The organism is Paraburkholderia denitrificans (assembly GCF_042655705.1).
GTDB lineage: Bacteria > Pseudomonadota > Gammaproteobacteria > Burkholderiales > Burkholderiaceae > Paraburkholderia > Paraburkholderia denitrificans.
In genome coordinates, this window is record NZ_JBHSMP010000003.1 from 126,685 (window position 1) to 148,433 (window position 21,749).

Genomic DNA, 21,749 nt, shown 5'->3' on the forward strand with positions numbered 1-21,749 from the left:
CCCGTATCCCTCAGTGCTTCGCGACTTGTGCTTTCACCGCATCGACAAACGCCGGATCGAGTGCGCCGACAACCGTTGTTTGCGCAATGACCCGCCCGTTCTCGTCCAGCAGTGCAATCACGGCGTTGTGGCTGATATCGCCGCCCGCGCGGTGACGGTAGGCAATACCGAGCGTGGCGGCAAACGCCATCACGTCGCCGGACGCCGGACGCGTCAGACGCCAGTACGCCGGATCGAGTTGATGCGCCTTCGCCATGGCCGCGAGATTGACCACGTCGTCGTGTTCGGGATCGAAGCTGATCATCAGAACGGGAGGCGCGGTGCGACCGGCTGCATCGACAGCGCGGCGCGTCTGATCGATCGTGTCGACCGTCAACGGGCACGCCGAGGTGCAGGACGCGTAGAACATGCTGACGATGACCGGCTTTCCGCGCACTGACGCGAGATCGAACTTGCGCCCTTGCTGGTCCTGCAATACGAGCGGGGTTCGGTACAGCGAATCGCCCGGAAGCTGCGCGGCAGGCGCTGCCGCAATGGCCGGCGAGCTGGCGAGCAGGCATGAGCCGAGCATATAAGGCAAACATAGTGCGTAGAGCACGCGACAGACAACGCGGATGTACTTCATATTTTTTCTCCGTCACCGACGTCCTTGACGCACCGGAAGCCCACATTGGCGCTATCGGCGGGTGCAAGCGCGGCGAGAGCCGCGACGCGCATCAGCAACGCGTAATCGGTGCGATCGACAAACGCGAGCGCCGCACCGCCACAAAGCTGCAGTTGTCCGGTTCCACCCGGGGTGCGTGTGTCGGCATTCACGAACAATGCCGCATAGTCGTTCACCCATTCGCCCACCAGCGAATGCATGCCGTACAGCCCGTATGTGTTCGGCGCGCTGCTGTTGTCGGCTTTGGTCTGTGCGCTGCTGAAACTGGCGGTCAGAGCCGCAAGAATGCGTGCCTTGCGGATAACGTCGGCGCGAGCGTCACGATGGTGTGCGTCCGCTGCGGCAGCGTATTCCCATTCGATCCAGTCGGGCAGACGCGCGTGTTCGGAAGCACAAAAGGCGCGCGCAGCAAACCAGCTGACTTTCGTCACCGGCTGATCGGCTGGCGCGTTGTCGCCGAGTCTCGACGACCCGGCCCAGTGAGACAAATACCCCGAAGAGGCGAACAGGGGAGCGACGCGATCCCGGCTCCAACCCGGGTCCTGCTTGACGAAAGCGAGGAACTCCGCGTTGGTTACGAGCTTCGTGCGCATGCGAAAGGGCGCTACCTCCACGGCGTCGGTCGCATTGCCCTCTTGCGCAATCGCGCTATGAAACAATCCCCCCGGCACGAAGGCGTATTGCCCATCGGCATACGCACACGAAGCTGCCAGTAAGAGTGCGGCGGCCAACAGCCTGGGAGATCGCATCGTTGAACTCCACTCCGGTAAATTGCAGCGTCAGTGTGCCGAGGTCGGCGCGCGCGCTGCTGCCACTTCTTCCGGGCTCACGTGTCCGCCCGGATTGCCCCAGCTGTTCAGCACGTACGTCAGCGCGCCGGCGATTTCCTGGTCGGTCAGTTGCGGACCGAGCGGCGGCATCGACGAATCGAAGTGCTCGCCATTCACTGTGACCTTCCCGTTCAGACCGTTCAGCACGATGTGGATCGCACGCTTCGGATCGGCCGCGAGGAAGTCGGACTTCGCGAGCGGCGGGAACACGGTCGGAATGCCACCGCCCGTTGCCTGGTGACACGCGGCGCAGATGCCCTCGAACACGTGCTTGCCCGTTGCGACGAGATCGGCCGGCTTGCCTGCCGCTTGCGCATGCGTGCTCGTGTCGTGTGCCGGCGCTGCCGTGCTCGACTGCACGGCTGCACCCGACGCTGCGGCCGCTGCCGCCGGTGCTGCCGGTGCCGTCTTTGCCTTCGCCATCGCCGTAACCGGGCCCGGTGCGTAGACTTCCGGCGCCGGCGCACCGTCCACCTTCAGCATCCCCAGCGCGCCCTTGTTGAACGTGCGGAAGATCGAGTGATCGACCAGCAGGAACGTGCCCGGCACCGGCGTATTGAACTGGACGACCTTGGCGCTACCCGCAGGAATCAGCGTGGTCTGCACATTCTCTTCGTAGTGCTTGAGCGAGCCGTCCCACACGCGGTCGAAGATCGCCCCGATCACGTGGAAGCTCGACACCAGATTGGGACCGCCATTGCCGATGAACAGACGCACGCTGTCGCCGACCTTGGCCTTCAGGGCGTTATCGCCCGTGAGCGCGCCTTCACGGCCGTTGAACAGCACGTAGGTCGGACGCTCGTCGAGGGCCTTCTCCATGTCGAAGCCCTGCATGCCTTGATCGTGATACTTGCCGGCCGTGTAGAAATCGCCCTGCATCACGTAGTATTCGTGATCGACCTTCGGCAGGCCTTCCGGCGGATCCACTTCGATCAGGCCATACATGCCGTTGGCGATGTGCATGCCGACCGGCGTTGCCGCGCAGTGGTAAACGAACAGGCCGGAGTTCAGCGCCTTGAACGTGAACACACCCTCGTGGCCCGGCGACGTCAGCGTCAGCGGCGCGCCGCCGCCAGGACCGGTCACTGCGTGAAGGTCGATGTTGTGCGGCATATGCGAATCCGGCGGATTCGTCAGGTGCAGTTCAACCGTGTCGCCCTGGCGCACGCGGATAAAGCTGCCCGGCACGGTGCCGCCAAACGTCCAGAAGTCGTACGTCACGCCGTCCGCGATTTCCTTTTTGACTTCCTTGATGTCGAGATTGACGATCACGCGCGCCGGATACTTACGGTCGATCGGAGGCGGCACGTTCGGCGGGCTGGTCAGCACAGCCTGAATCGGCGCACCCTGCGGGGCACCCAGATCACCGGGCACCGCGGTCGCGGAAAACGCCGGATAAGAGAAACCGGCCAGCAAACCGGCAACGGCCAACGCATTAAAAATTTTTCGCTTCATGAGCATTCTCCATATTTGCTCTCGCTACCGGGATCTGTGATGCGCCAGGAATAAATTGGCGCCGAAAATCCCCCGACGGCAGCTAACGTTCCCTTTTCCAGCAATCCACGGCGCTGCTAAACAGAGCCTGTTGTGTGTATTCTTATCCGAATTTCGTTCTGAATTTCCCGCCAAAACCAGGCTGAACTCATTACCTGAAGACGATTCTCCCGTTCACGCCCGCAACTCCCCCTGCGGCAACGGGTGCCGCACGAGCGGATCAAGGACTGGCTTCCCTGCGCGGCCGATGCGAGCTATCCGGGGAATAGCGACGCAGGCAAAAGATACCTGTCACCCGTTAAAGCCGGGTTTGAGATGCGCAACCATAATGAACCGAGAACCCAAAGCTAATCTCATTCAATGCGGGCAGTAGCAAACCGATTTTCAGATAGCCACTCCTCGGCAGAATGAAATAATGTCTTTCGCTATTTCAGCTACATCAATGCAACCTGTTAATTACGGCTTCGTTACATGAAAGAGACTAAACCCTCCGGTTATATATATCTTTGATTGCCATCAATTTCTCAATCCCGGTTATGCAGCAGAATGCCGCACATATTCCCGCGACGATAAAAGGGTTTTAGGCCACTCAAAAAAATCAGGCACCCGGCGCATTCCCTTACTCATACAATGGTTTTATTAGCCACAAAAACACGCCAGGCCCTGCCAGTCCGGCAATTGCGCGAATTATTCAAATAGACACGCGCTGCGCAGATCGCGATTTTTTAATTTCACCCCGGGCGATCTTGTCCTTGCGCAACCATTTCGGCCGGCTTCGCGACGGGATGACGAAATACCGCGCAGTGCAGCCGTGCGTACGTTTTTGCAGACGTCACGCGTGGATAGCTTCACCCGGGATGCCGCGCGTTGCGCTGCGCGCAAGTCCGTCGCGCGGCCTGCCAGGACGAAGAAAGACTCGCTCGATCGCCATGCCGTGGCCGAAGGAAGCTGGGAACGCGCGCGTCAGTGTATGGCTCATAAGGCACGTCGAAGCGTGAAACGATGCGCGGCGCATGGGCTGGAAAGGAGCGGAATTGACGGTTCTCAAGTTTGTCGCGATAGCGGCTGCATGCGTGCGCAGCGCAGTCGAGCCGCAAGCGTTGCCTGCATCATGCAACCCGCATGTGGGCGCACCGAATCAGTCAATGCGCCAGTTGCCTGGCGCATTGATCTGCCGTGCCGCCAACCCGTGCCGCAAACCGATAGCTCATGCGGGCCGTGAAGCGTGTCCGCCATCGGGCAACGCATGCGCTTCATCGTATTCGCGCGAAATATCCTTGTTCGTGTAGTCGCCCATGCGCCACGCGGCAAAGAGGCTGACCACGGCACACACGAGGATGTACGCCGCAATCGCATAGCCGGAGCGGTAGTAAGCGAAGAGCGCCGTCGCGATCAATGGCGCGGGACCGCCGGCAATAACGGAAGCCAGTTGATAGCCGAGCGATGCGCCGCTGTAGCGCAGCCGCCCCGTGAACGATTCGGCGATAAAGGCCGCCTGCGGACCGTACAGCATCGAGTGCGGCACCAGCGAAAGCACGATCGCCGCGAAGATCCACATCGGATTTCTGGTGTCGACCATCGCGAAGTAGAGGAAGCCGAATACGCCTACCACCACGGCGCCGATCATGTACATCCGCTTGCGCCCGATCCGGTCGGACAGGTGGCCGAAAAACGGAATCGTGCCGAATTCCACGACGGAAGCCACGAGCACCGCGATCAGCAGGAGGTTCCGCGATACGCCGAGGTTCGTCACGCCATAAGTAAAGACGAAGGCGGTAAAGATGTAGAACGGCGCCTGTTCGGCCATGCGTGCGAGCGCCGAATACAGAATGTCTTTCGGCTGGCGGCGAATCACTTCGAGCATCGGCGTCTTTTCGATCTTGCGCTCGGCGAGCAGCTTCGCGAAGATCGGCGTCTCCAGGATGTTCAAGCGGATGTAGAGGCCGATTGCGACCAGCACGATGCTCATGAAGAACGGCACGCGCCATCCCCAGGTGAGGAACGCGCTACCGGAGATTTCGCTCATCGCCAGAACCGCCAGGTTGGCGATGAAGAGTCCCGCCGGCACGCCGAACTGCGGCCAGGAAGCCACGAAGCCGCGGTGCGAATTGGTTCGCGCCCACTCCATGGACATCAGCACCGAGCCGCCCCACTCGCCGCCCACGCCCACGCCCTGGATGAAGCGCAGCACGGTGAGAATCACGGCGCCCCAGATGCCGATCGAGGCATAGGTCGGAACGAACGCCACGGCGAACGTGGCGAGCCCCATCGTGAGCAGCGTCACGATCAGCGTGGCCTTGCGGCCGACGCGATCGCCGTAGTGGCCGAAAATCGCCGCACCGACCGGCCGCGCAATAAAACCGACCGCGTAAATCAGAAACGCCTGCAGCGTGCCGACGAGCGGATCCGATTCAGGAAAGTACAGTTTCGCGAAAACGAGGCCCGTTACGATGCTGTAGAGGAAGAAGTCGTACCACTCGATCGTCGTGCCGATCGTGCTGGCAATAACAGCGCGGCGCAACTGACGTTGGGCGTCTTCCGCGGATAGGGGCATCACCCCCGATGATTCATCAGTCATTTCTTACCCCAAAAAGAAAGGTAGATCTGAACGATTGGATAGTTACGTACCGGATTAACTTCAATCAGGTTTCGGCGCCAGCATCTGCGATAGCAAACATTTCATGTCCCTCCATGCTGGTGTGAGCTCGCGCCGCTTTCATCGCACCGCACCATGTCACGCCGACCGCGCGAAACGACTTCCCCGTTTATGCTGGCGAGCGTGCGGCACTCACGCTTGCCGCCCCCTTGTTCGATCAGGAGACATGCCATGCCTCAAACCACAGGCGAAAAGCGCGCGGCGTTTCGCGCGCTGCACGCGTCCGGCTGCTTCATGCTGCCGAATCCGTGGGATGTGGGCAGCGCCCGCTATTTGCAGAACCTCGGCTTCAAGGCGCTCGCCACCACCAGTTCCGGCTTCGCCTGGTCCACGGGCCACGCCGACAACACCGTCGGCCGCGAGGCGGTGCTTGCCCATCTACGCGCAATCGTGAGCGCGACGGACCTGCCTGTAAACGCCGATTTCGAAAGCGGTTTCGGCGCGAACCCCGATGAAGTGGAGCAAAGCGTGTGCCTGGCGGTGGAAACGGGCGTTGCGGGCCTGTCCATCGAGGACTCGACCGGCAACCCGGCCGCGCCGCTCTTTCCGGTCGAAGTGGCCGTCGAACGGATCAAGGCGGCGCGGCGCGCCATCGACGCACACGGCGGCGACACGCTGCTCGTCGCACGCGCCGAGAATTTCTTCGCGGGCAAGGCCGATCTCGACGACGCCATCCGGCGCCTCGTGGCCTACGCGGACGCGGGCGCCGATTGCCTTTACGCGCCGGGCATCCGGACGCGCGAACAGATCGCCGCCGTGGTCGGCGCAGTCGCGCCGAAGCCGGTCAACGTGCTGGTAGGTTCGGTATCGGAGTTCACGCTTGCGGATCTCGCGGCGCTCGGCGTGCGGCGCGTGAGCGTCGGCGGCGCATTGGCGCGCGTGGCATGGGGCGCTTTCATGCGCACCGCGCAGCTGCTGGCCGAGGGCCGCTTCGACGGCTTCGAAGGCGCCGCGCGCGGCCCGCAGCTCGATGGCATTTTCAGCGCGAACCGCTAGCACCAGCGCGGCTAATGCGAGACCGGTGCGGCTGGCGCGCCGCGAACGTCACGGAGACGGCATCAGGCCCGGCCAGACGATTTCCAGTTCGACCGCAATCGAGCGCGCCAGACCGTCGAGCCCCGGAAGCAGCGATGCATTGGTGATGTTCATCCGGTAGAGCCACTTCATCGCGTCGACGCGAATGCGTTCGGGCAGCACGATCTTGTGCAGGAGTTCCTCGTTGCTTTCGTAGCCGTCGAGAATGGCCTGCAGCGACTTGTCGATGACGCCCGGCACCACGAACGTGCCCGACTGCGCGACGAGCCGGTCGTCCATTTCCGTGGGTTCGCCGAACCACACGATCTCGTGACGGTTCGAAAAATAGTACCGGTCGAAATTGTCCTGCACGCGGGGATCGATCATGTCGCGCGTAAGCGTCGGGTTGGCCTTCGGCACCGCCCGGTTATTCCACAGCGCGGGCGTATTCAGCGCGAACACGGCCGCATCGCCGGTCGCGCGTTCAAGCGCGAAGAACGCGGCGACGAAGGGGCTTTTCGTGAAATCGAGCAGGCGCGTCGGCGCGCCGTGGTGCTGCATCAGCGCGAGGCAGCGCAGATCGTCCTTGAGCAGGTCGGGATGCGCGAGAAAGTTGTGCGCCTTGCGCCGGAAGATGCGGATCGCCCGCTCCTCGCGCACGCGCCACTGGCTGCGGTCCAGCACATAGTCGCGCATGTAGCGCGAAAGCGAGCTTTCGAGCCGCCAGGCCTCGTTTTGCTGCCCCCGAAAGGCCCAGCCTTCGAGCTGCATCGTGAGCGCCATGAACTGCTGCCAATCGGTGATTACGACCGTCTGCATTGCCAATCCTCGAAGCGGCGGGCGGGTCGACAGGCGCCGCCCTTGCCATCGCGCCGATCCTACCGGCGCGGCAAGACGCCTCCGTGAACGATAAAACCAGATGATCTCAGGGCTCACGGACTGGCATGGGCACGCCTGCGCTGGCCGCCCGTGCGCATATCCCGCCCCCACGCACATCAACGCGACCTGCCAGCGCGGATTTGCCCCGCGAGGGTTCAGATTGCCCCGGATCGTCCGATAAACAGAGCGGGGAGGCAGTCCCGCCTGCCTGGATTGCGTGTTGGGACAGTGCAGCAACACGAGAGAGACCGGGAATTCCAAAAGTGAACCGTGTATCGTTGAACAAGAAGGCGTGGTGCATCATCGCCCTGCTGTGGATCTCGCTCGTCGTCATGATTGTCGCGAACGCGGTCATGACGCGGCAGAACATGCTGAGCGATCGCGAAGAGATGCTCGCGCAGCAGGTCGACACGGCGATGGGCGTGGTCGCGTTCTTCCAGAAGCAGGCCACGTCCGGCCAGATTTCCGCCGACGACGCAAAGCGTCTGACCATCGCGGCCTTGCGCAACATACGTTACGGCGCCGATCAAAGCGGTTACTTCGGCGCTTACGATTCGCGAGCCTGGGCCGTGCTCGTTCCGCCCAAGCCCGAACTCGAGAACAAGGACCAGTCCGGCATGCTGGACGCACGCGGCAGCCACGTTGCCGTCGAGATCGTGAAAAGCTCGTCGCCCGGCGGCAATCACCTCACCCGCTACGTGTGGCCGAAGCCGGGCCACAGCCAGCCGGTCGGCAAGATCACCTACTCCGTTTTCGTGCCCGAGTACGACTGGCACCTCTTCACTGGCCTCTATGTCGACGACATCGACGACGCACTCTTCAGCACGTTGATCCGTAACCTCGTGCTCATGACGCTGATTGGCGTGGCGGTCACGCTCGGCATGGTCTGGCTGATCCGCAGCATCCGCGCAAGCCTCGGCGGCGAACCGGGCTACGCCACCGCAATCTGCACGCGCATCGCCGCGGGCGATCTCACCACGCAGGTCAAGGTCAGGAACGGCGACTCCAGCAGCCTCCTGTACGCGATGAGCCAGATGCAGCGGCAACTCGTGGAAGCGGTGCGGCGCATCCAGCAGTCCGCCGAATCGATCACGACGGGCGCCAGCGAAATCGCAACCGGGAATCTCGACCTTTCGTCGCGCACCGAAGAACAGGCCGCCTCGCTCGAAGAAACGGCGGCGAGCATGGAGCAACTGACCGCAACGGTGAAACACAACAGCGACAACGCGCGCCAGGGCAACACGCTCGCGGTCAACGCGTCCCAGGTCGCCGCGCGCGGCGGCGACGCCGTGCGCCGCGTCGTGGCGACGATGCACGATATTTCGACCACGTCCGAACGCGTCGAGCAGATCATCGGCGTAATCGACAGCATCGCGTTCCAGACCAACATCCTCGCGCTCAATGCCGCCGTGGAAGCGGCGCGCGCGGGAGACCAGGGACGCGGCTTCGCCGTCGTCGCCGCCGAAGTGCGCACGCTCGCGCAGCGCAGCGCCAGTGCCGCGAAGGAAATCAAGGAACTGATCGGCCAGTCGGTCACGCAGGTGGCGGAAGGCTCGAAGCTCGTCGACGAGGCGGGCACGACCATCGACGAAGTCGTCGTGTCCGCGAGACGCGTGGCGGACCTCATGGGCGAAATCGCCGCCGCTTCCGAAGAGCAGCACTCGGGCATCGAGCAGGTCAACAAGGCCGTCTCACAGATGGACGAGATGACGCAGCAGAATGCGGCACTGGTGGAGGAAGCGTCGGCGGCGGCCCAGGCGATGGCCACGCAATCGCACGGCTTGCGCGACGTGATCTCAGCGTTCCGGATCGGCGCGACGCGCGAGACGCCGGTTGCCGCCGCGCCCAAGCCTGCAAAACCGGCTGCGCCGCGCGAACCGAAAGTGAAGCCGCGTGCGAGCGCAGCCCCCGTGCGTCAGCGGGAACCGGAACTTCCGGCCAGTGCGGCCAGTGCGGAGCAAGACTGGGAAACGTTCTGACGCACGCAGCGTACAGCGGGTAAAACCATAGCGGGCGGCGATGCCTTAACCGGCACGCGGCTGACCATTTGCGAACGCCGCGCGCGCCAGCGCACGCAACGCCTGCCGCGCGCGATGCTATCCTCTTCGAGTGCTTTGCGCCCCGCTGCTCCACGCCACACGGGCAGGCCATAACGGGCGCGGCAACACCGCTCTCTGCGCACGACGCTGCGCAATTGACGCGCAGCACTTTTACGCCATCGACGGCAAAACGCACCTGTCTGTCGCGGGGCGGCGCACGGCCGGAAAGCGGCCAGCATCGTGGCGAATCGCGTAGCCCACACACGCGAAGCGCAAGGCATCCTGATCGTCGCAATCACGAGAGTCCCTCCGTCCCCGATGGATAACAGATCGACCGTGTTGACAACGTTCTGCCTCGTCGCGCTGACTGTCACGGCGGTACTGGGCATCGCCATCTACGCTACGGATGCTGTCATCGAACAGCGTCAACGCCAGCAGGTCGACTCTTATTCCGAGCGCGCGCTGCTGCGCGCGGAACGCGTGACCGACGAAGCCGAATCGGCGCTGCGCGAAGTCGCGCGTTACGGCAATCCCCCGTGCACCGACGACCACCTGCATCTGCTCAAGCAGACCGAAGAGACGCACCGCTATCTCCGCGACGTGGGATACACGGACGGCCAGACGCTACGCTGCTCGACACTCAGCGCAACGGGCGGCGGCAACATACCGCCGCCCGAATGGACCGATGCCTACGGTTTCTCCGCGTGGCATTCGGAAGTGGGCCGGCGCGGTGCGAAGCAGAGCATGCTCAATATCCGTTACGGCAACAATCTCGTCGTGATCGACCCGCGCTTCTACGTCGATATCGTGCCGCTCAACGACACGCTCGAACTCGGCGTGGTGGAGACGCAGGACGCAACGGTCATCACCCGCTGGCCGCGAACCAGCGAGAGCCTTGTTCGCGGCGCGGTCCAGCGCGATCTGACCACGGGCTACGCGGGCGGCCGCTACTACGTGGTCGAGCGCTCGCACCGCTATCCGCTCGCCATCGTCGCGTACGAACCGGAGCAGCGCATTCGTCCCAACTGGTTCCGGCAAATGAGTGCGTTCATCGTGCCCGCGCTCGTCATCGGCGGCCTCGCCACCTGGTTCATCCTGACCTGGCGGCGCGAACTGCGCACGCCGCGCAACTCGCTCCTCGAAGGGATCCGGCGCCGCCAGTTCGTCGTCTGGTTCCAGCCGATCGTCGCACTCGACAGCGGGCGCTGCATCGGCGCGGAAGCGCTCGTGCGCTGGCAGCTCGCGGACGGCACCATCATCGCGCCGGACTCGTTCATTCCGATGGCGGAATCGGTCGGACTGATCCAGCCGATCACCGATCAGGTGATCCGCTCCGTGTTCGAAGGCGCGGGCAACCTGCTCGCGCAGCGCCGCGATCTGCACGTCTCGATCAATCTCACCCGCGACGATCTCGAAACCTCGCGCATGATGGAAACCCTGGAGGCCTGCCTCGTCAAATACGACGTGCATCCGGATCAGATCTGGTTCGAGGCCGTCGAGCGCGCGTTTCTCGACGCCAAACGCTTCGCGCCCGTGCTCGAGCGCTACCGCACGGCGGGATTTCACATTCTCATCGACGACTTCGGCACCGGCTTTTCGAGTCTCGCCTATCTCCAGGAACTGCCCGTCGACGGCATCAAGATCGACAAGGTGTTCATACACGCGCTTGTGACCGGCGCGGAAGTCAACGCCATCCTCCCGCACATCGTCGCGATGGCGCAGAGCCTCAACCTTCTGACGGTTGCAGAAGGCGTCGAAACCGAAACCCAGGCGCGCTGGCTCAGAACCCACAACGTGGGCTATGCACAGGGCTGGCTCTACGCGAAGGCCATGCCGGCCGATGAGTTCGCACGCTACGTGCGCGCCGTGCCGCCTGTCGCCGCCGCGGGCGATGCGGTTCAGTCGGGATGAGTGTGCGCTGGCCGCGTCGAAGACTGCAGGCGGATTGCGCATAAACGAACCCGCGTGCGCACGCAACGGAATACGTTGCACGAACGTTCCTGCAATAATAGGCGCACGTTTTTTCTGACCGGATTCACCCAACCACTGTCGAGACACAATGAACACGCTGTTCTATTACCCCGGCAATGCAAGCATGGCCCCGCATATTCTGCTCGAAGAGATCGGGCAGCCTTTCCAGTTGAAGCTCGTCGATCGTGAGCGTAACGAGCACAAATCCGCGGACTATCTGAAGCTGAATCCGAACGGCCTGATTCCCGTGCTCGCCGACGGCGACTTCGTGCTCTACGAATCGGCTGCGATCTGTCTGCATCTCGCCGATACGCATCCCGGCAGCGCGCTCGCTCCCGTACTGGGCACGCCGCAACGCGCCGAGTTCTACAAGTGGCTCATGTGGCTCACGAACACGCTGCAAAGCACGTTGATCGCCTACTTCTATCCGGAACGCTGGGTCGACGCGGACAACGCCGATGGCGCCCGGCAAGTGCAGGCACGGGCCGAAGCGAAGATCGTCACGCTGCTCGATCAGCTCGAAGCGCAACTGGAAACGTCAGGCGGCCCGTGGCTGCTCGGCGAAACCTATTCCGCGCTCGATCCGTATGCGCTGATGCTCTGCCGGTGGACGCGCGGTCTTCAGCGTCCGGCGCGGACATGGCCGCGAATCGGCGCTTATCTCCAGCGCATGCTTGAACGCCCGGCCGTTGTGCGCGCATACAAGACCGAGCAAATCTCGCAACCGTTGGTGTAAAGCGGGTGTAAAGCGCGGTATCCTCCGCGCGGGAACTTCCTTCTTCTATTCGATCTGCCGCAGCGCGCTGCGCGCCCTGCGGCATTTCCGTTCAACGGAGTATTTCAAGTGATTCGAGTGATTCAAGCGGGCAACCTCTTCAAGGACAACCTGGCGCAGCTTCCTTCCATCGACGGAATCGAACGTATCGATCTCGTCGACGATCGGGGAGCGGTGGTGGCGACTATCGAAAACAAGCCGGGCAAGCAGGGATCGCTTGCCGTCTACCACTATCTGAAGCAGGCGTTCGGCACGCTCGACGCCCGTGCCGCCGAACATGGCCTCGCCGTGTTCGGCGAGCACACTGCGGACGCGCGTAACCGTCCGGGCGCGCATCCCAATGTCGATCGCCTGCTCGATATCGCTGCGGGCGGCGCAGCCTTGCGCATCGACGTCGTCGCAGCCGCCTGAGCGCGCTGGCACGGCCAGGCCCATTTCGCGTTTTCGCGCATGGCGATTGGCCGTGCCGGAGCGGCGGGCGTCGTGAAAACGCACGGGCGTAGCTGGCGGCAATCATGAAGCTGCTCCCGCGCGGCGAGAAAAGCGCGCCCAAAACGGCGAAGCGTCAGGCAAAAGCATCACCCCGCCAGCATCCGTCCCGCCCGGCGTTGCCCGACCGCATCAAGTTGCGAAAGGGAAAATTCCCCGCGCACGAGGCGAAAGAGGCGCATCGAATTGCTGACTTCCTCAGCACGGCCCTTTAGCGTTTCAGCCGCCGCCGCCAGTTCTTCCACCATCGCTGCGTTTTGTTGCGTCAAGGTGTCCATCTGCGAGACGGCGGTACCGACCTGCGTCACCCCGGTGCGCTGCTCATCCGCCGCCGTGCTGATCCCGTCAAGGGCGGTGGCGACCTTTTCCACTGCGCCCAGCACATCCTTCATCCGTTCGCGCGCGTCATCAGTACGTTCGCGGCCGAGCGTGACCCGTTGTGCCGATTCCGACAAGACGTGCTTGATCTCCTTCGTTGCGCTCGCGGTGCGCTGCGCGAGCCCCCGCACTTCTGCGGCAACGACAGCGAACCCGCGGCCCGCCGTCCCGGCTCTCGCGGCCTCGATCGCCGCATTCAGCGCGAGGATGTTGGTCTGAAAGGCAATGCCTTCGATCAGCCCGGCCATCTCGCCAATCTGCCTTGACGTATCGGCGATGCCCTCCATCGTTTCCGCCACCGCTTTGACTGCCTCATTGCCCAGCACAGTGACGTGCGACGTGTCGTGTGCGAGACGCGTCCCAATCTGCGCCGCCTCCGCGCTCTGTTGCACCGTGCCGGTAATCTGGTCCATTGAGGCGGCGGTCTGTTCGAGGCTGGCGGCCTGCGACTCCGTACGCTCGGAAAGGTCGGCGTTGCCGCTCGCAATCTGCGCGACCTCAACGCCGAGACGATCGATCTCGTCACGAACATCCCCCACAACCGTGCGCAGGTTAAGGGACATCTGTCTAAGCGCCTGCTGTAACGAACCCACCACGTCTTTCCCTCCGGTCGTCACCACGTGCGAGAGGTCCCCTGCAGCCAGACGGTTTGCATCGACGACGAGGCCGCGTAGCGGACGGGTCGTGAGCACCTGGATCAGATAGGAGGACGCGGCGAGAAACAAAACCGCAACGATACCTGTGACCCAGAGCGGTAACCCAGCCTTGACCGCCCCCACAACCGCGCCGAGAACCGGCAACTGCGCGAGAAAGAGTTTGCCTGCACCGCCCGGATTGACGGCGCGCCCGGCACGTCTCATCCAGCCCCGATGCACGACCGCCCCCCGGTGAAGGACATGGATCAATCGTCCGGTTCGCGCCTCTTCGCGCATGACTGCGTAGAGCTGCTCGGCAGCTTCTATTGCGGCTCGCGAAGCGACGCAGCGCACGGAAAGATACCCGGTCACGTTCGGGCCATCGGTCATTGGCGTAGCGTGAGCATGAACCCAGTAATGGTCGCCATTCTTGCGCCTGTTCTTGACCATCCCGCTCCATGGCAGACCGCCCTGCAATGTTGCCCACATGTCGCGAAAAACTTCGGATGGCGGATCAGGATGCCGGATGATGTTGTGCGGCTGCCCTAAAAGCTCTTCGCGTGTAAAACCGCTGGTTTCGGTAAAAGCTTGATTGCAGTAAGTAATGCGCCCCTTCAGATCGGTCACGGAAACAAGTGTCCTGTCGCCTGAGAGGGCATATTCCTGCTGGGTTACGGGCTGGTTATTGCGCATAGTGCCGCCTCCTCACTTCCGTTGGTGGTTCCATGGCTTGCCTTGTCGCCACATCGGATGCGTCAGGGACGCGGCGACACCGTGACTTGATCCGAGCTTCTATATGCACACCGAATGCACACCGAACACCGAACACCACACAGAGGATGGGGCTTGCCGTGGCGTACGCCATCAGGGAAAGTCCCGGCGCTCTTTCTGCACTTTTATTGACGCAAATCCAGATTAAAGACCTGGGTAACTGGTATCTCTGCTGATTTTTCTCAAAACGCTCCGGCGAAATGGCCGTAGAGCGTTCGATAAACAACGACTTACATCGGCTGAAGTGAGTTTGTATCCTGTCTTTTGCGAATGCGTGACAGGATGATTCAAACGCAATTGCTTAACGATGTTTGAAAGAGATGTTTGAAAGAAGGTCGAAGCGACCTTACGGACCAGGAAAGGCGATCGCGGCTGCTCGGCGCAGCCCCTCTGCCGGATCTTTCCGGGCTTCGCTGCGCCGCACGCATCACGCCGACTTCTGCGCATACGCGTCCATGACGCGCGCGGAGTACGCGAGCGCAGCGCGCGAAATTGCAAACATCACGCAACGCCACTCGCCTGCGCAAGCAGCACCGCGCCCACGGCCATGACGACGAAGCCGACGATCCGCGCCACGCGCTCACCGTTACGCACGAGGCGTTCGGCCGTGATGGCAGCGGCGGCGAACGCCATGACGCGCAAATCCATGACGCCCATGACGAGCACCATTGCCGTGATCCCCGCGCAGCAGCCGATGCAATGCCAGCCGAGCCGTACGCCCTCGCGCCAGGCGAGATGTCGCGGTGCCGCCGCACGGCAGCACGCGAGATAACGCGCCTTCGAAGCACTCAACTGAAACGCACCCGCGAGCAGCACGACCAGGCCCATCGCGAAGGGCACCGCGCGCGCCAGCACGGGACAGCGCATCTCCAGCATGGCGAGCGCAACACCCAGCGGATACACCACAACACCGAGCGCGATCCACACAGCAAAGTAGCCCGCGCCCACCCGCACCGCGAACCACTCCGCCTGCGCCGCAGCGGCACACGCCGCCGCGGCGCGGCAGCGCCAGAGCGCGAGCATGAGCGCCGGTAACATCATCGCGACCGTCATCGCGGACCACATGCCGAGAAACGAAGCCGCCGCGCCGCGCCAGGTTTGTCCGCACATGCGTGCCCACGCCATCGACATCGTCCAGCCGCCCGGCATTGGCATGCCGCCTTTCGACGACATCGACGCGCAGGCTGCAATCGTCAGCGTCGTGGCCGCGCAAAAGAGCAGCGCGGCGATGGCAATCCAGGCGACGGCCCGCACACGCCGCTGCTGGCGCACGCCGGTTACGGGGACAGGCGGGGCACGCATGGCTCACCTCGATGCGGCTTCAATGCTGCTTCAATGTTTTCAACGCAACTTCGGCACAACGTCGACGCAAACTCAGCGCGCGCCGTATTCGTCGTGGCGGCGCCACCAGACGCCCGCTTCGTTGCGCCCGAGCGGCGCACGGTCGAGCCACTGATACATGCCCCACAAGCCATCGACGCCGCGCGCATAGGCCGAATACGTGTGATAGACCGCGCCGTCCTCCATCGCGAACACACTGATTCCGGGCCGCTCGCGCGCATAGGTGGACGCATCGGTTCCGCAGGTAGCCGCGAACTGCGCGACGGGTTCGGGGGCGGGCTGCGCATCCATCGCATGTCCGCCGCGCTGGTAGTTGTATTCCACGCTGTCGTCGCGCTGCTGCGCTTCGGTGAACGACACGTTGAAGTCGAAATTGAAGTCGCCGTCGAGCGAGGACGCCCAGGGAAAAGTCCATCCCATGCGCTGCCGGTACGCGTGCAGCCTGGCGAGCGGCGCGCGCGAGACAGCCATCAGCGTGACATCGTGATTCGCGAGGTGAACGACGAAGCCGTCGAAGCCGTCCGCAATCGCCGAGCACGACGGGCAGCCCGCCGCGTAATCCGGCCCGAACATGAAGTGATAGACGAGCAATTGCGAGCGGCCCTTGAAGAGATCCGCGAGCGTTGCTTGCCCTTCGTCGGTGTCGAAGCGATATGTCTTGTCGAGACGCACCCACGGCAGCGCCTGACGTTGCTGTGCAACTTCGTCGCTGCGGTGTGTCAGCGCCTTTTCGGCGCTCAAGAGTTCAAGGCGCGCCGCCAGCCATTCTTCGCGCGTTCCGGTTTTGTGCATCGTGCCCATGCTTGCCTCCTTGAGAGGGGTATCGTCGAGGGTCCGGCTCGCGATACGGTCAAGCGCGCCGGTACTCGTGTGCTAGATTAGTTGCCGGCTTCCGACGCAGGGAGTGACAAGTGTGGCGGGATTCGAATGGATACGCTGATCTCGGCTGCCGCGCGCGCGCTCGCGGCCGGTGATCCGCTCGGCGCGCTGAACCGCGTCGCACTGCGCGACGACGCGCCCGCGCTCGCACTGCGCGGCATCGCGATGGCGCAGCTCGGCGACTTCGAACGCGCAAGAGCGCTCGTGCGCGAAGCGGCGCGCGCATTCGGTCCCAAAGCGCCCGTGGCCCGCGCGCGCTGCGTGGTCGCCGAAGCCGAAATCGCCCTCGCTTCGCGCGACCTAAGCTGGCCTCAGCGCGCGCTCGACGCCGCGTGCACGGCGCTCGAAACCCACGGCGACTGGACGAACGCCGCGCACGCGCGGCAAGTGGAAATTCGGCGTCTCGTTCTGATCGGCCGCCTCGACGACGCCGAGGACCGAATCGCCGCGATCGAACCCTCCGATTTACCCCCCGCCCTGCGCGCCGTTCACGAATTGGCCATTGCCGGCATCGCGATGCGCCGCATCCAGACCCAGGTGGCCCGCAGCGCGCTCGCGCGCGCCGTGGAGGCCGCTCGCCGCGCGGGCATCCCCGCACTGGCCGCCGAAATCGACACAGCGCGTGGCGTGCTGAACGCGCCCGCGGCACGACTACTGGCGGGCGGCATACAGCGCCCGATGCGGCTCGACGAAGTCGAAGCGCTGCTGATGTCGAAGACATTCGTCGTCGACGCATGCCGCCATGCCGTGCGCGAAGCCGGCACCGTGATCGCGCTCACGCGCCGCCCCGTGCTGTTCGTGCTCGCCCGCGCGCTGGCCGAAGCATGGCCCGCCGACGTGCCGCGCGATGCGCTCATCGAGCGCGCCTTTCGCACGCGGCACGCCGACGAATCGCACCGCGCGCGCCTGCGCGTCGAAATGGGCCGCCTGCGCACGGCGCTGCGCCCGCTCGCCGGTATTCACGCCACCACGCACGGCTTCACGCTCGCGCCCCATACCGCACGCGAAGTCGTGGTGCTCGCGCGCCCGGTCGAAGAGCCGCATGCGGCCGTGCTCGCGCTGCTCGCTGACGGCGAGTCTTGGTCGAGTTCCTCGCTCGCCCTCGCGCTGGGCGCGAGCCAGCGCACCGTCCAGCGCGCACTGGATACGCTCGCCGCCGCGAACAATGTTCAATCGTTCGGCCGTGCCCGCGCGCGCCGCTGGACCACGCCGCCCATGCCCGGATTCGCGACAGCCTTGTTACTCCCCACCGCCTTCCCGACCGACCAGGAGCAAACATGAAACCGATGCCCGCCGAAATCGTCCGCGAATATGGCCCCTTCGCTGACAGCGAGAACGTTCACGGCGTCACGTATGACGGCCAGCACGTCTGGTTCGCATCCGGCGACAAGGTGAGCGCCTTCGATCCGGCCAGCGGCGAACCCGTGCGCTCGATCGCGGCGCCCTCGCACGCGGGCACGGCCTTCGACGGCCAGCATCTGTACCAGATCGACGGCGCGAGCATCCAGAAGATCGACCCCGCGAGCGGGCGCATCGTCGCGACGATCCCGTCTCCCGCAGGCGGCGACAATTCCGGGCTCGCCTGGGCGGAAGGCAGCCTGTGGGTGGGGCGCTATCACGAGCGCAAGATCCACCAGATCGATCCGCAGACCGGTGCGATCCTGCGCACCATCGAATCCAATCGTTTCGTCACGGGCGTGACCTGGGTGGACGGCGAACTGTGGCACGGCACGTGGGAGAACCACGAAAGCGAGTTGCGCCACATCGACCCGGGCACGGGCGAAGTGCTCGAACAGCTCGCGATGCCCGAGGGAACCGGCGTGTCGGGACTCGAATCCGATGGCGGCGACCGTTTCTACTGCGGCGGCGGTGACAGCGGCAAGGTGCGGGCCGTGCGTCGGCCCGCGCGCCAGGCGGCGGTCGCGGATGTCGATTCCGCGCCGGATTGAGCGTGGGGGAGCTTGGGCGAGCCGCAAGACGCGCGCACGTCGCAACCCGTTCGACGCCGGCTCGCCTGTCCTTCACAGGCACTGAGTTACTGATGCGAGGTCTAGTCGGGCTCAGCCTCCGGCTCCGCGCCGCGCACCAGCAGCACGGGACAACTCGCCTGTCGCACGAAGCTCTCGGCCACGCTGCCGACCACGGCACGCCGCACGCCGCGGCGGCCATGCGTGCCCAGCACCGCCAGATCCGCACCATAACGCTCGGCGTCGCGCACGAGGCAACCTGCGATGTCGTCGGCGAGTTCGTGCAACTCGAGCAGTTCCGTATCGCACCGCACACCCGCCGCCTCGACTTGCGAACGCGCCGCTTCGAGACGCTTCAGGGCGTCTTCGCGAAACCCCGAGATCAGCTCCGCGGGCACATACGTCATGCCGAACCCAAAGGGCGCCACGACATCGATGACAAGCGCCACGCGGATGCTTCCACCAGTGAGGCGCGCGACACGCAGCGCCTCTGCCAGCGCATGCTTCGATGTGTCGCTGCCGTCCACTGCCACCAGGATCTTCTGATACATCGTTGACCTCCTTTCCGGCCTTTTTGCACATTCCAGAATGAGCGAATCTCGCGCAATCCGGTGATTCGACATGCTCATCATCGAACTACCCGCGCCGGCCGCGTTGATCTGCGTCAAGCAAGCCGTACTGCGCCGCAGCGATGCGCGTCACGACGGCCCCGACACACGAGCCAACCCGCCGCCCACAGGGCTTCGCAGCCTTTCTGCGTCGTTGCGCCGCTGGTGGCGCAAGCTCGACGATCCCGTGGGTCATGAGCCGAAGGCGTGTGCCAACGCAAGCAACACGTACGCTCTCTCTATGCGCCCGACAGATACGCGTTCAGACCCGAGACAAGCGCGGCAAATGTCACGGCGCAGCGAGCGCTGCCGCGCAAGTCTTCGTGCATGGCGATCCACGTATCCATCGTCAGTGAGAATTCGCCCTGCAGAACCCGCACGAGCCGCTTGTCTCGTGCCGCCAGCGGCGATTGACATGCGCCGATACCGAATCCGGCGCGTATCGCGCCCAGTTGCGCGAGGTCGCTGTCGGCTCGAAATGCGAAACGCTCGCGTGTGAACGTCTTTAATTTTTCCTGTGCCGACCGGATAAATTCGGTTTCCTGGTCGAACCCGATCACTGCGTGGCGCGACAAATCGCTCATCGACTTTGGCACGCCGTGCCGTGCCAGATAGCGTTCGTGCGCGTGCAAACCCACCTCGATTCCGCCAATGCGTCGCGCCACCAGCGCCTCCTGCACGGGCCGGAACATACGCACGGCAATGTCCGCTTCACGCCGCACCAGATCGTCCGCCCGACTCGACAGCACCAGTTCGACGGTCAATTCCGGGTATGTGTCGTGCAGCGCCGCCAGGATCGGAGGCAGAACCTCGACGCCGATCACCTCGCTCGCGGTCAGCCGCACCGTGCCCCGAACCCCCGATCCGTGACTGCTGGCCACCCGGCGCAACGCGGCTGCGGTCGTGGCAAGGCCGACAGCGTATGGCGTCAACTCGTGTGCCGCGTCGGTCGGCGCGTAACCGTCGAACGAGCGGGTGAAAAGCTTCAGCCCCAGCGCGGCTTCGAGGCTGTCGATGTGCCGGCCGACCGTCGGCTGCGTCAGGCCCAGCGTGCGCCCGGCTGCTGAAAGCGAACCCGTCTGCAGAACGTGCAGAAAGCTCCGGTACCACTCCCAGTTCGGTTCCCTGTCGCTCATGACATCCCTTTCCCAAAGTACCCATCGTCCCCGCCCGCGTCTCTCGTGCCTTACGTACCGGCAAGCACGTCAAGGCTCGTTGTCATACAAAAATGTATAGCCAGTCGAGCAAATTAACCAATTTTCTCTTAGCCCACACCCGCGCAGAATGAATCCGTCGCAATGTTCGAACCGGAGAATCCGTATGGCCCCCACTTCCTTTCATATGACCGACAAGCACGCGCTGATACTCGGCGCAACCGGTGGCATCGGCGGCGAAGTCGCCCGCCAGTTGCGCGAAGCCGGGTGGCATGTGCGCGCGTTGCATCGGCATCCCGCGAATGCGGCCACGGCAGGCGACGGCATCGAATGGTGCGAGGGCGACGCCATGGACCGCGACGCGGTCGTGCGTGCCGCGCGCGGGTGCGCAGTAATCGTCCACGCCGTGAACCCGCCCGGCTACCGCCGCTGGGCCGAACTCGTGCTGCCCATGCTCGACAACACGATCGCGGCAGCTACAGATGCGGGCGCAACCATCGTGCTGCCCGGCACCGTCTACAACTACGGGCCGGACGCGTTGCCGTTAGTGCGTGAAGACGCACCGCAGCAGCCGCGCACGCGCAAGGGCGCGATTCGCGTCGAGATGGAGCGGCGCTTGCAGGCCGCCACCGCGCGCGGCGTGAGAACGATCGTCGTGCGCGCGGGCGATTTCTTCGGCGCGCGGGTGACGAGCAATAGCTGGTTCTCGCAGGGACTCGTCGAGGCGGGCAAGCCGGTGCGCAAAGTCAGCGTGCCGGGCCAGCCCGGAGTCGGGCATCAGTGGGCATATTTGCCGGACGTCGCGCGGACGATGGTCGAATTGATCGGGCGGCGTGCAACGCTGCCGCCCTTCGCGCTGTTTCACTTTGGTGGTCACTGGGATGCCGACGGCACGCAGATGGCCGCAGCGATTCTCCGCGTCGCAGAGCGCCACGGCCTGAAAGTGACGCAGCGCCACTTCCCGTGGCCGCTCGTGTACGCCGCCGCGCCCTTCGTGACGACGCTGCGCGAACTGCTCGAAATGCGCTACCTGTGGCGCGAGCCGCTCCGGCTCGATAACGCGCGTCTTGTCGCAACACTCGGCAGCGAGCCGCACACGCCGCTCGACGCGGCTGTCGAAGCGACCCTGGCTGGAATCGGCTGCCTCGGATCGCCAGTGCGCGCCGCCCTCACGGTTTAGCTGAAATAGCCGCCAGCGCGGCAAT

Annotated in this window: 18 protein-coding genes; 8 read left to right on the forward strand and 10 right to left on the reverse strand. The window is 64.1% G+C overall.

The genetic code is table 11. The features are described 5' to 3' along the window. Positions 1-10: 10 nt before the first annotated feature. The 4 genes from ACFPTO_RS00935 to ACFPTO_RS00950 form a co-directional block, all read right to left on the reverse strand. Positions 11-625, reverse strand: coding sequence for an SCO family protein (locus tag ACFPTO_RS00935; RefSeq protein ID WP_377708760.1), 615 nt, complete (start codon positions 623-625; stop codon positions 11-13). Then, positions 622-1,413: a formylglycine-generating enzyme family protein gene (locus ACFPTO_RS00940; protein ID WP_377708761.1), complete on the reverse strand. Its 792-nt coding sequence runs from the start codon at positions 1,411-1,413 to the stop codon at positions 622-624. Before ACFPTO_RS00940 ends, ACFPTO_RS00935 begins: the two co-directional genes overlap by 4 nt. Before the next feature lie 30 nt (positions 1,414-1,443). After that, on the reverse strand, positions 1,444-2,955 hold the full coding sequence (gene nirK, locus ACFPTO_RS00945; protein ID WP_377708762.1) for a copper-containing nitrite reductase: 1,512 nt from the start codon (positions 2,953-2,955) through the stop codon (positions 1,444-1,446). A gap of 1,240 nt (positions 2,956-4,195) precedes the next feature. Further along, positions 4,196-5,566 (reverse strand): MFS transporter, encoded by a 1,371-nt coding sequence (locus tag ACFPTO_RS00950; protein ID WP_377708764.1) that lies wholly within the window; start codon positions 5,564-5,566, stop codon positions 4,196-4,198. Positions 5,567-5,815: 249 nt separating this feature from the next. On the opposite strand from ACFPTO_RS00950, the gene ACFPTO_RS00955 reads away from it, so the two are divergent. Further along, positions 5,816-6,640: an isocitrate lyase/PEP mutase family protein gene (locus tag ACFPTO_RS00955; RefSeq protein WP_377708766.1), complete on the forward strand. Its 825-nt coding sequence runs from the start codon at positions 5,816-5,818 to the stop codon at positions 6,638-6,640. 48 nt (positions 6,641-6,688) lie between these two features. Here the strand turns inward: ACFPTO_RS00955 and ACFPTO_RS00960 are convergent, their stop codons facing one another. Beyond that, entirely contained in the window at positions 6,689-7,477 is a 789-nt protein-coding gene (locus ACFPTO_RS00960) for an FRG domain-containing protein (protein ID WP_377708767.1), read from the reverse strand. Between the two features lie 323 nt (positions 7,478-7,800). Between ACFPTO_RS00960 and ACFPTO_RS00965 the strand changes: the two genes are divergently transcribed. The 4 genes from ACFPTO_RS00965 (at position 7,801) to ACFPTO_RS00980 (ending at position 12,733) form a co-directional block, all read left to right on the forward strand. Beyond that, the gene (locus tag ACFPTO_RS00965) at positions 7,801-9,516 is read left to right on the forward strand and encodes a methyl-accepting chemotaxis protein (RefSeq protein WP_377708768.1); all 1,716 of its coding nucleotides are present in this window, start codon (positions 7,801-7,803) and stop codon (positions 9,514-9,516) included. A 396-nt stretch (positions 9,517-9,912) separates the two neighbouring features. After that, positions 9,913-11,487 (forward strand): EAL domain-containing protein, encoded by a 1,575-nt coding sequence (locus tag ACFPTO_RS00970; RefSeq protein ID WP_377708770.1) that lies wholly within the window; start codon positions 9,913-9,915, stop codon positions 11,485-11,487. 148 nt (positions 11,488-11,635) lie between these two features. Continuing rightward, positions 11,636-12,283 (forward strand): glutathione S-transferase family protein, encoded by a 648-nt coding sequence (locus ACFPTO_RS00975; RefSeq protein WP_377708771.1) that lies wholly within the window; start codon positions 11,636-11,638, stop codon positions 12,281-12,283. 117 nt (positions 12,284-12,400) lie between these two features. Further along, the gene (locus ACFPTO_RS00980; protein ID WP_377708846.1) at positions 12,401-12,733 is read left to right on the forward strand and encodes a DUF2322 family protein; all 333 of its coding nucleotides are present in this window, start codon (positions 12,401-12,403) and stop codon (positions 12,731-12,733) included. A 167-nt stretch (positions 12,734-12,900) separates the two neighbouring features. On the opposite strand, the gene ACFPTO_RS00985 is transcribed toward ACFPTO_RS00980, so the two are convergent. The 3 genes from ACFPTO_RS00985 to ACFPTO_RS00995 all read right to left on the reverse strand — a co-directional run bounded on the left by ACFPTO_RS00985 (position 12,901) and on the right by ACFPTO_RS00995 (position 16,737). Then, positions 12,901-14,517 carry a methyl-accepting chemotaxis protein gene (locus ACFPTO_RS00985; RefSeq protein WP_377708773.1) on the reverse strand — a complete coding sequence of 539 codons (1,617 nt, stop codon included), beginning with the start codon at positions 14,515-14,517 and terminating at the stop codon, positions 12,901-12,903. Positions 14,518-15,096: 579 nt separating this feature from the next. Then, a complete protein-coding gene (locus ACFPTO_RS00990; RefSeq protein ID WP_377708774.1) occupies positions 15,097-15,897 on the reverse strand; it encodes a copper chaperone in 801 nt (266 codons plus the stop codon). A gap of 72 nt (positions 15,898-15,969) precedes the next feature. Continuing rightward, positions 15,970-16,737 (reverse strand): DUF899 domain-containing protein, encoded by a 768-nt coding sequence (locus ACFPTO_RS00995; protein WP_377708776.1) that lies wholly within the window; start codon positions 16,735-16,737, stop codon positions 15,970-15,972. Positions 16,738-16,863: 126 nt separating this feature from the next. On the opposite strand from ACFPTO_RS00995, the gene ACFPTO_RS01000 reads away from it, so the two are divergent. Next, a complete protein-coding gene (locus tag ACFPTO_RS01000) occupies positions 16,864-18,096 on the forward strand; it encodes a helix-turn-helix domain-containing protein (protein ID WP_377708777.1) in 1,233 nt (410 codons plus the stop codon). Then, a complete protein-coding gene (locus ACFPTO_RS01005; protein ID WP_377708778.1) occupies positions 18,093-18,764 on the forward strand; it encodes a Vgb family protein in 672 nt (223 codons plus the stop codon). Before ACFPTO_RS01000 ends, ACFPTO_RS01005 begins: the two co-directional genes overlap by 4 nt. 101 nt (positions 18,765-18,865) lie before the next feature. Here the strand turns inward: ACFPTO_RS01005 and ACFPTO_RS01010 are convergent, their stop codons facing one another. Both ACFPTO_RS01010 and ACFPTO_RS01015 read right to left on the reverse strand, forming a co-directional pair. Next, a complete protein-coding gene (locus ACFPTO_RS01010; protein WP_377708779.1) occupies positions 18,866-19,333 on the reverse strand; it encodes a universal stress protein in 468 nt (155 codons plus the stop codon). A gap of 296 nt (positions 19,334-19,629) precedes the next feature. Next, complete coding sequence (locus ACFPTO_RS01015) at positions 19,630-20,526, reverse strand: LysR family transcriptional regulator (RefSeq protein ID WP_377708781.1); 897 nt, start codon at positions 20,524-20,526, stop codon at positions 19,630-19,632. A 184-nt stretch (positions 20,527-20,710) separates the two neighbouring features. On the opposite strand from ACFPTO_RS01015, the gene ACFPTO_RS01020 reads away from it, so the two are divergent. After that, positions 20,711-21,724, forward strand: coding sequence for an NAD-dependent epimerase/dehydratase family protein (locus ACFPTO_RS01020; protein WP_377708783.1), 1,014 nt, complete (start codon positions 20,711-20,713; stop codon positions 21,722-21,724). Positions 21,725-21,749 lie beyond the last annotated feature (25 nt).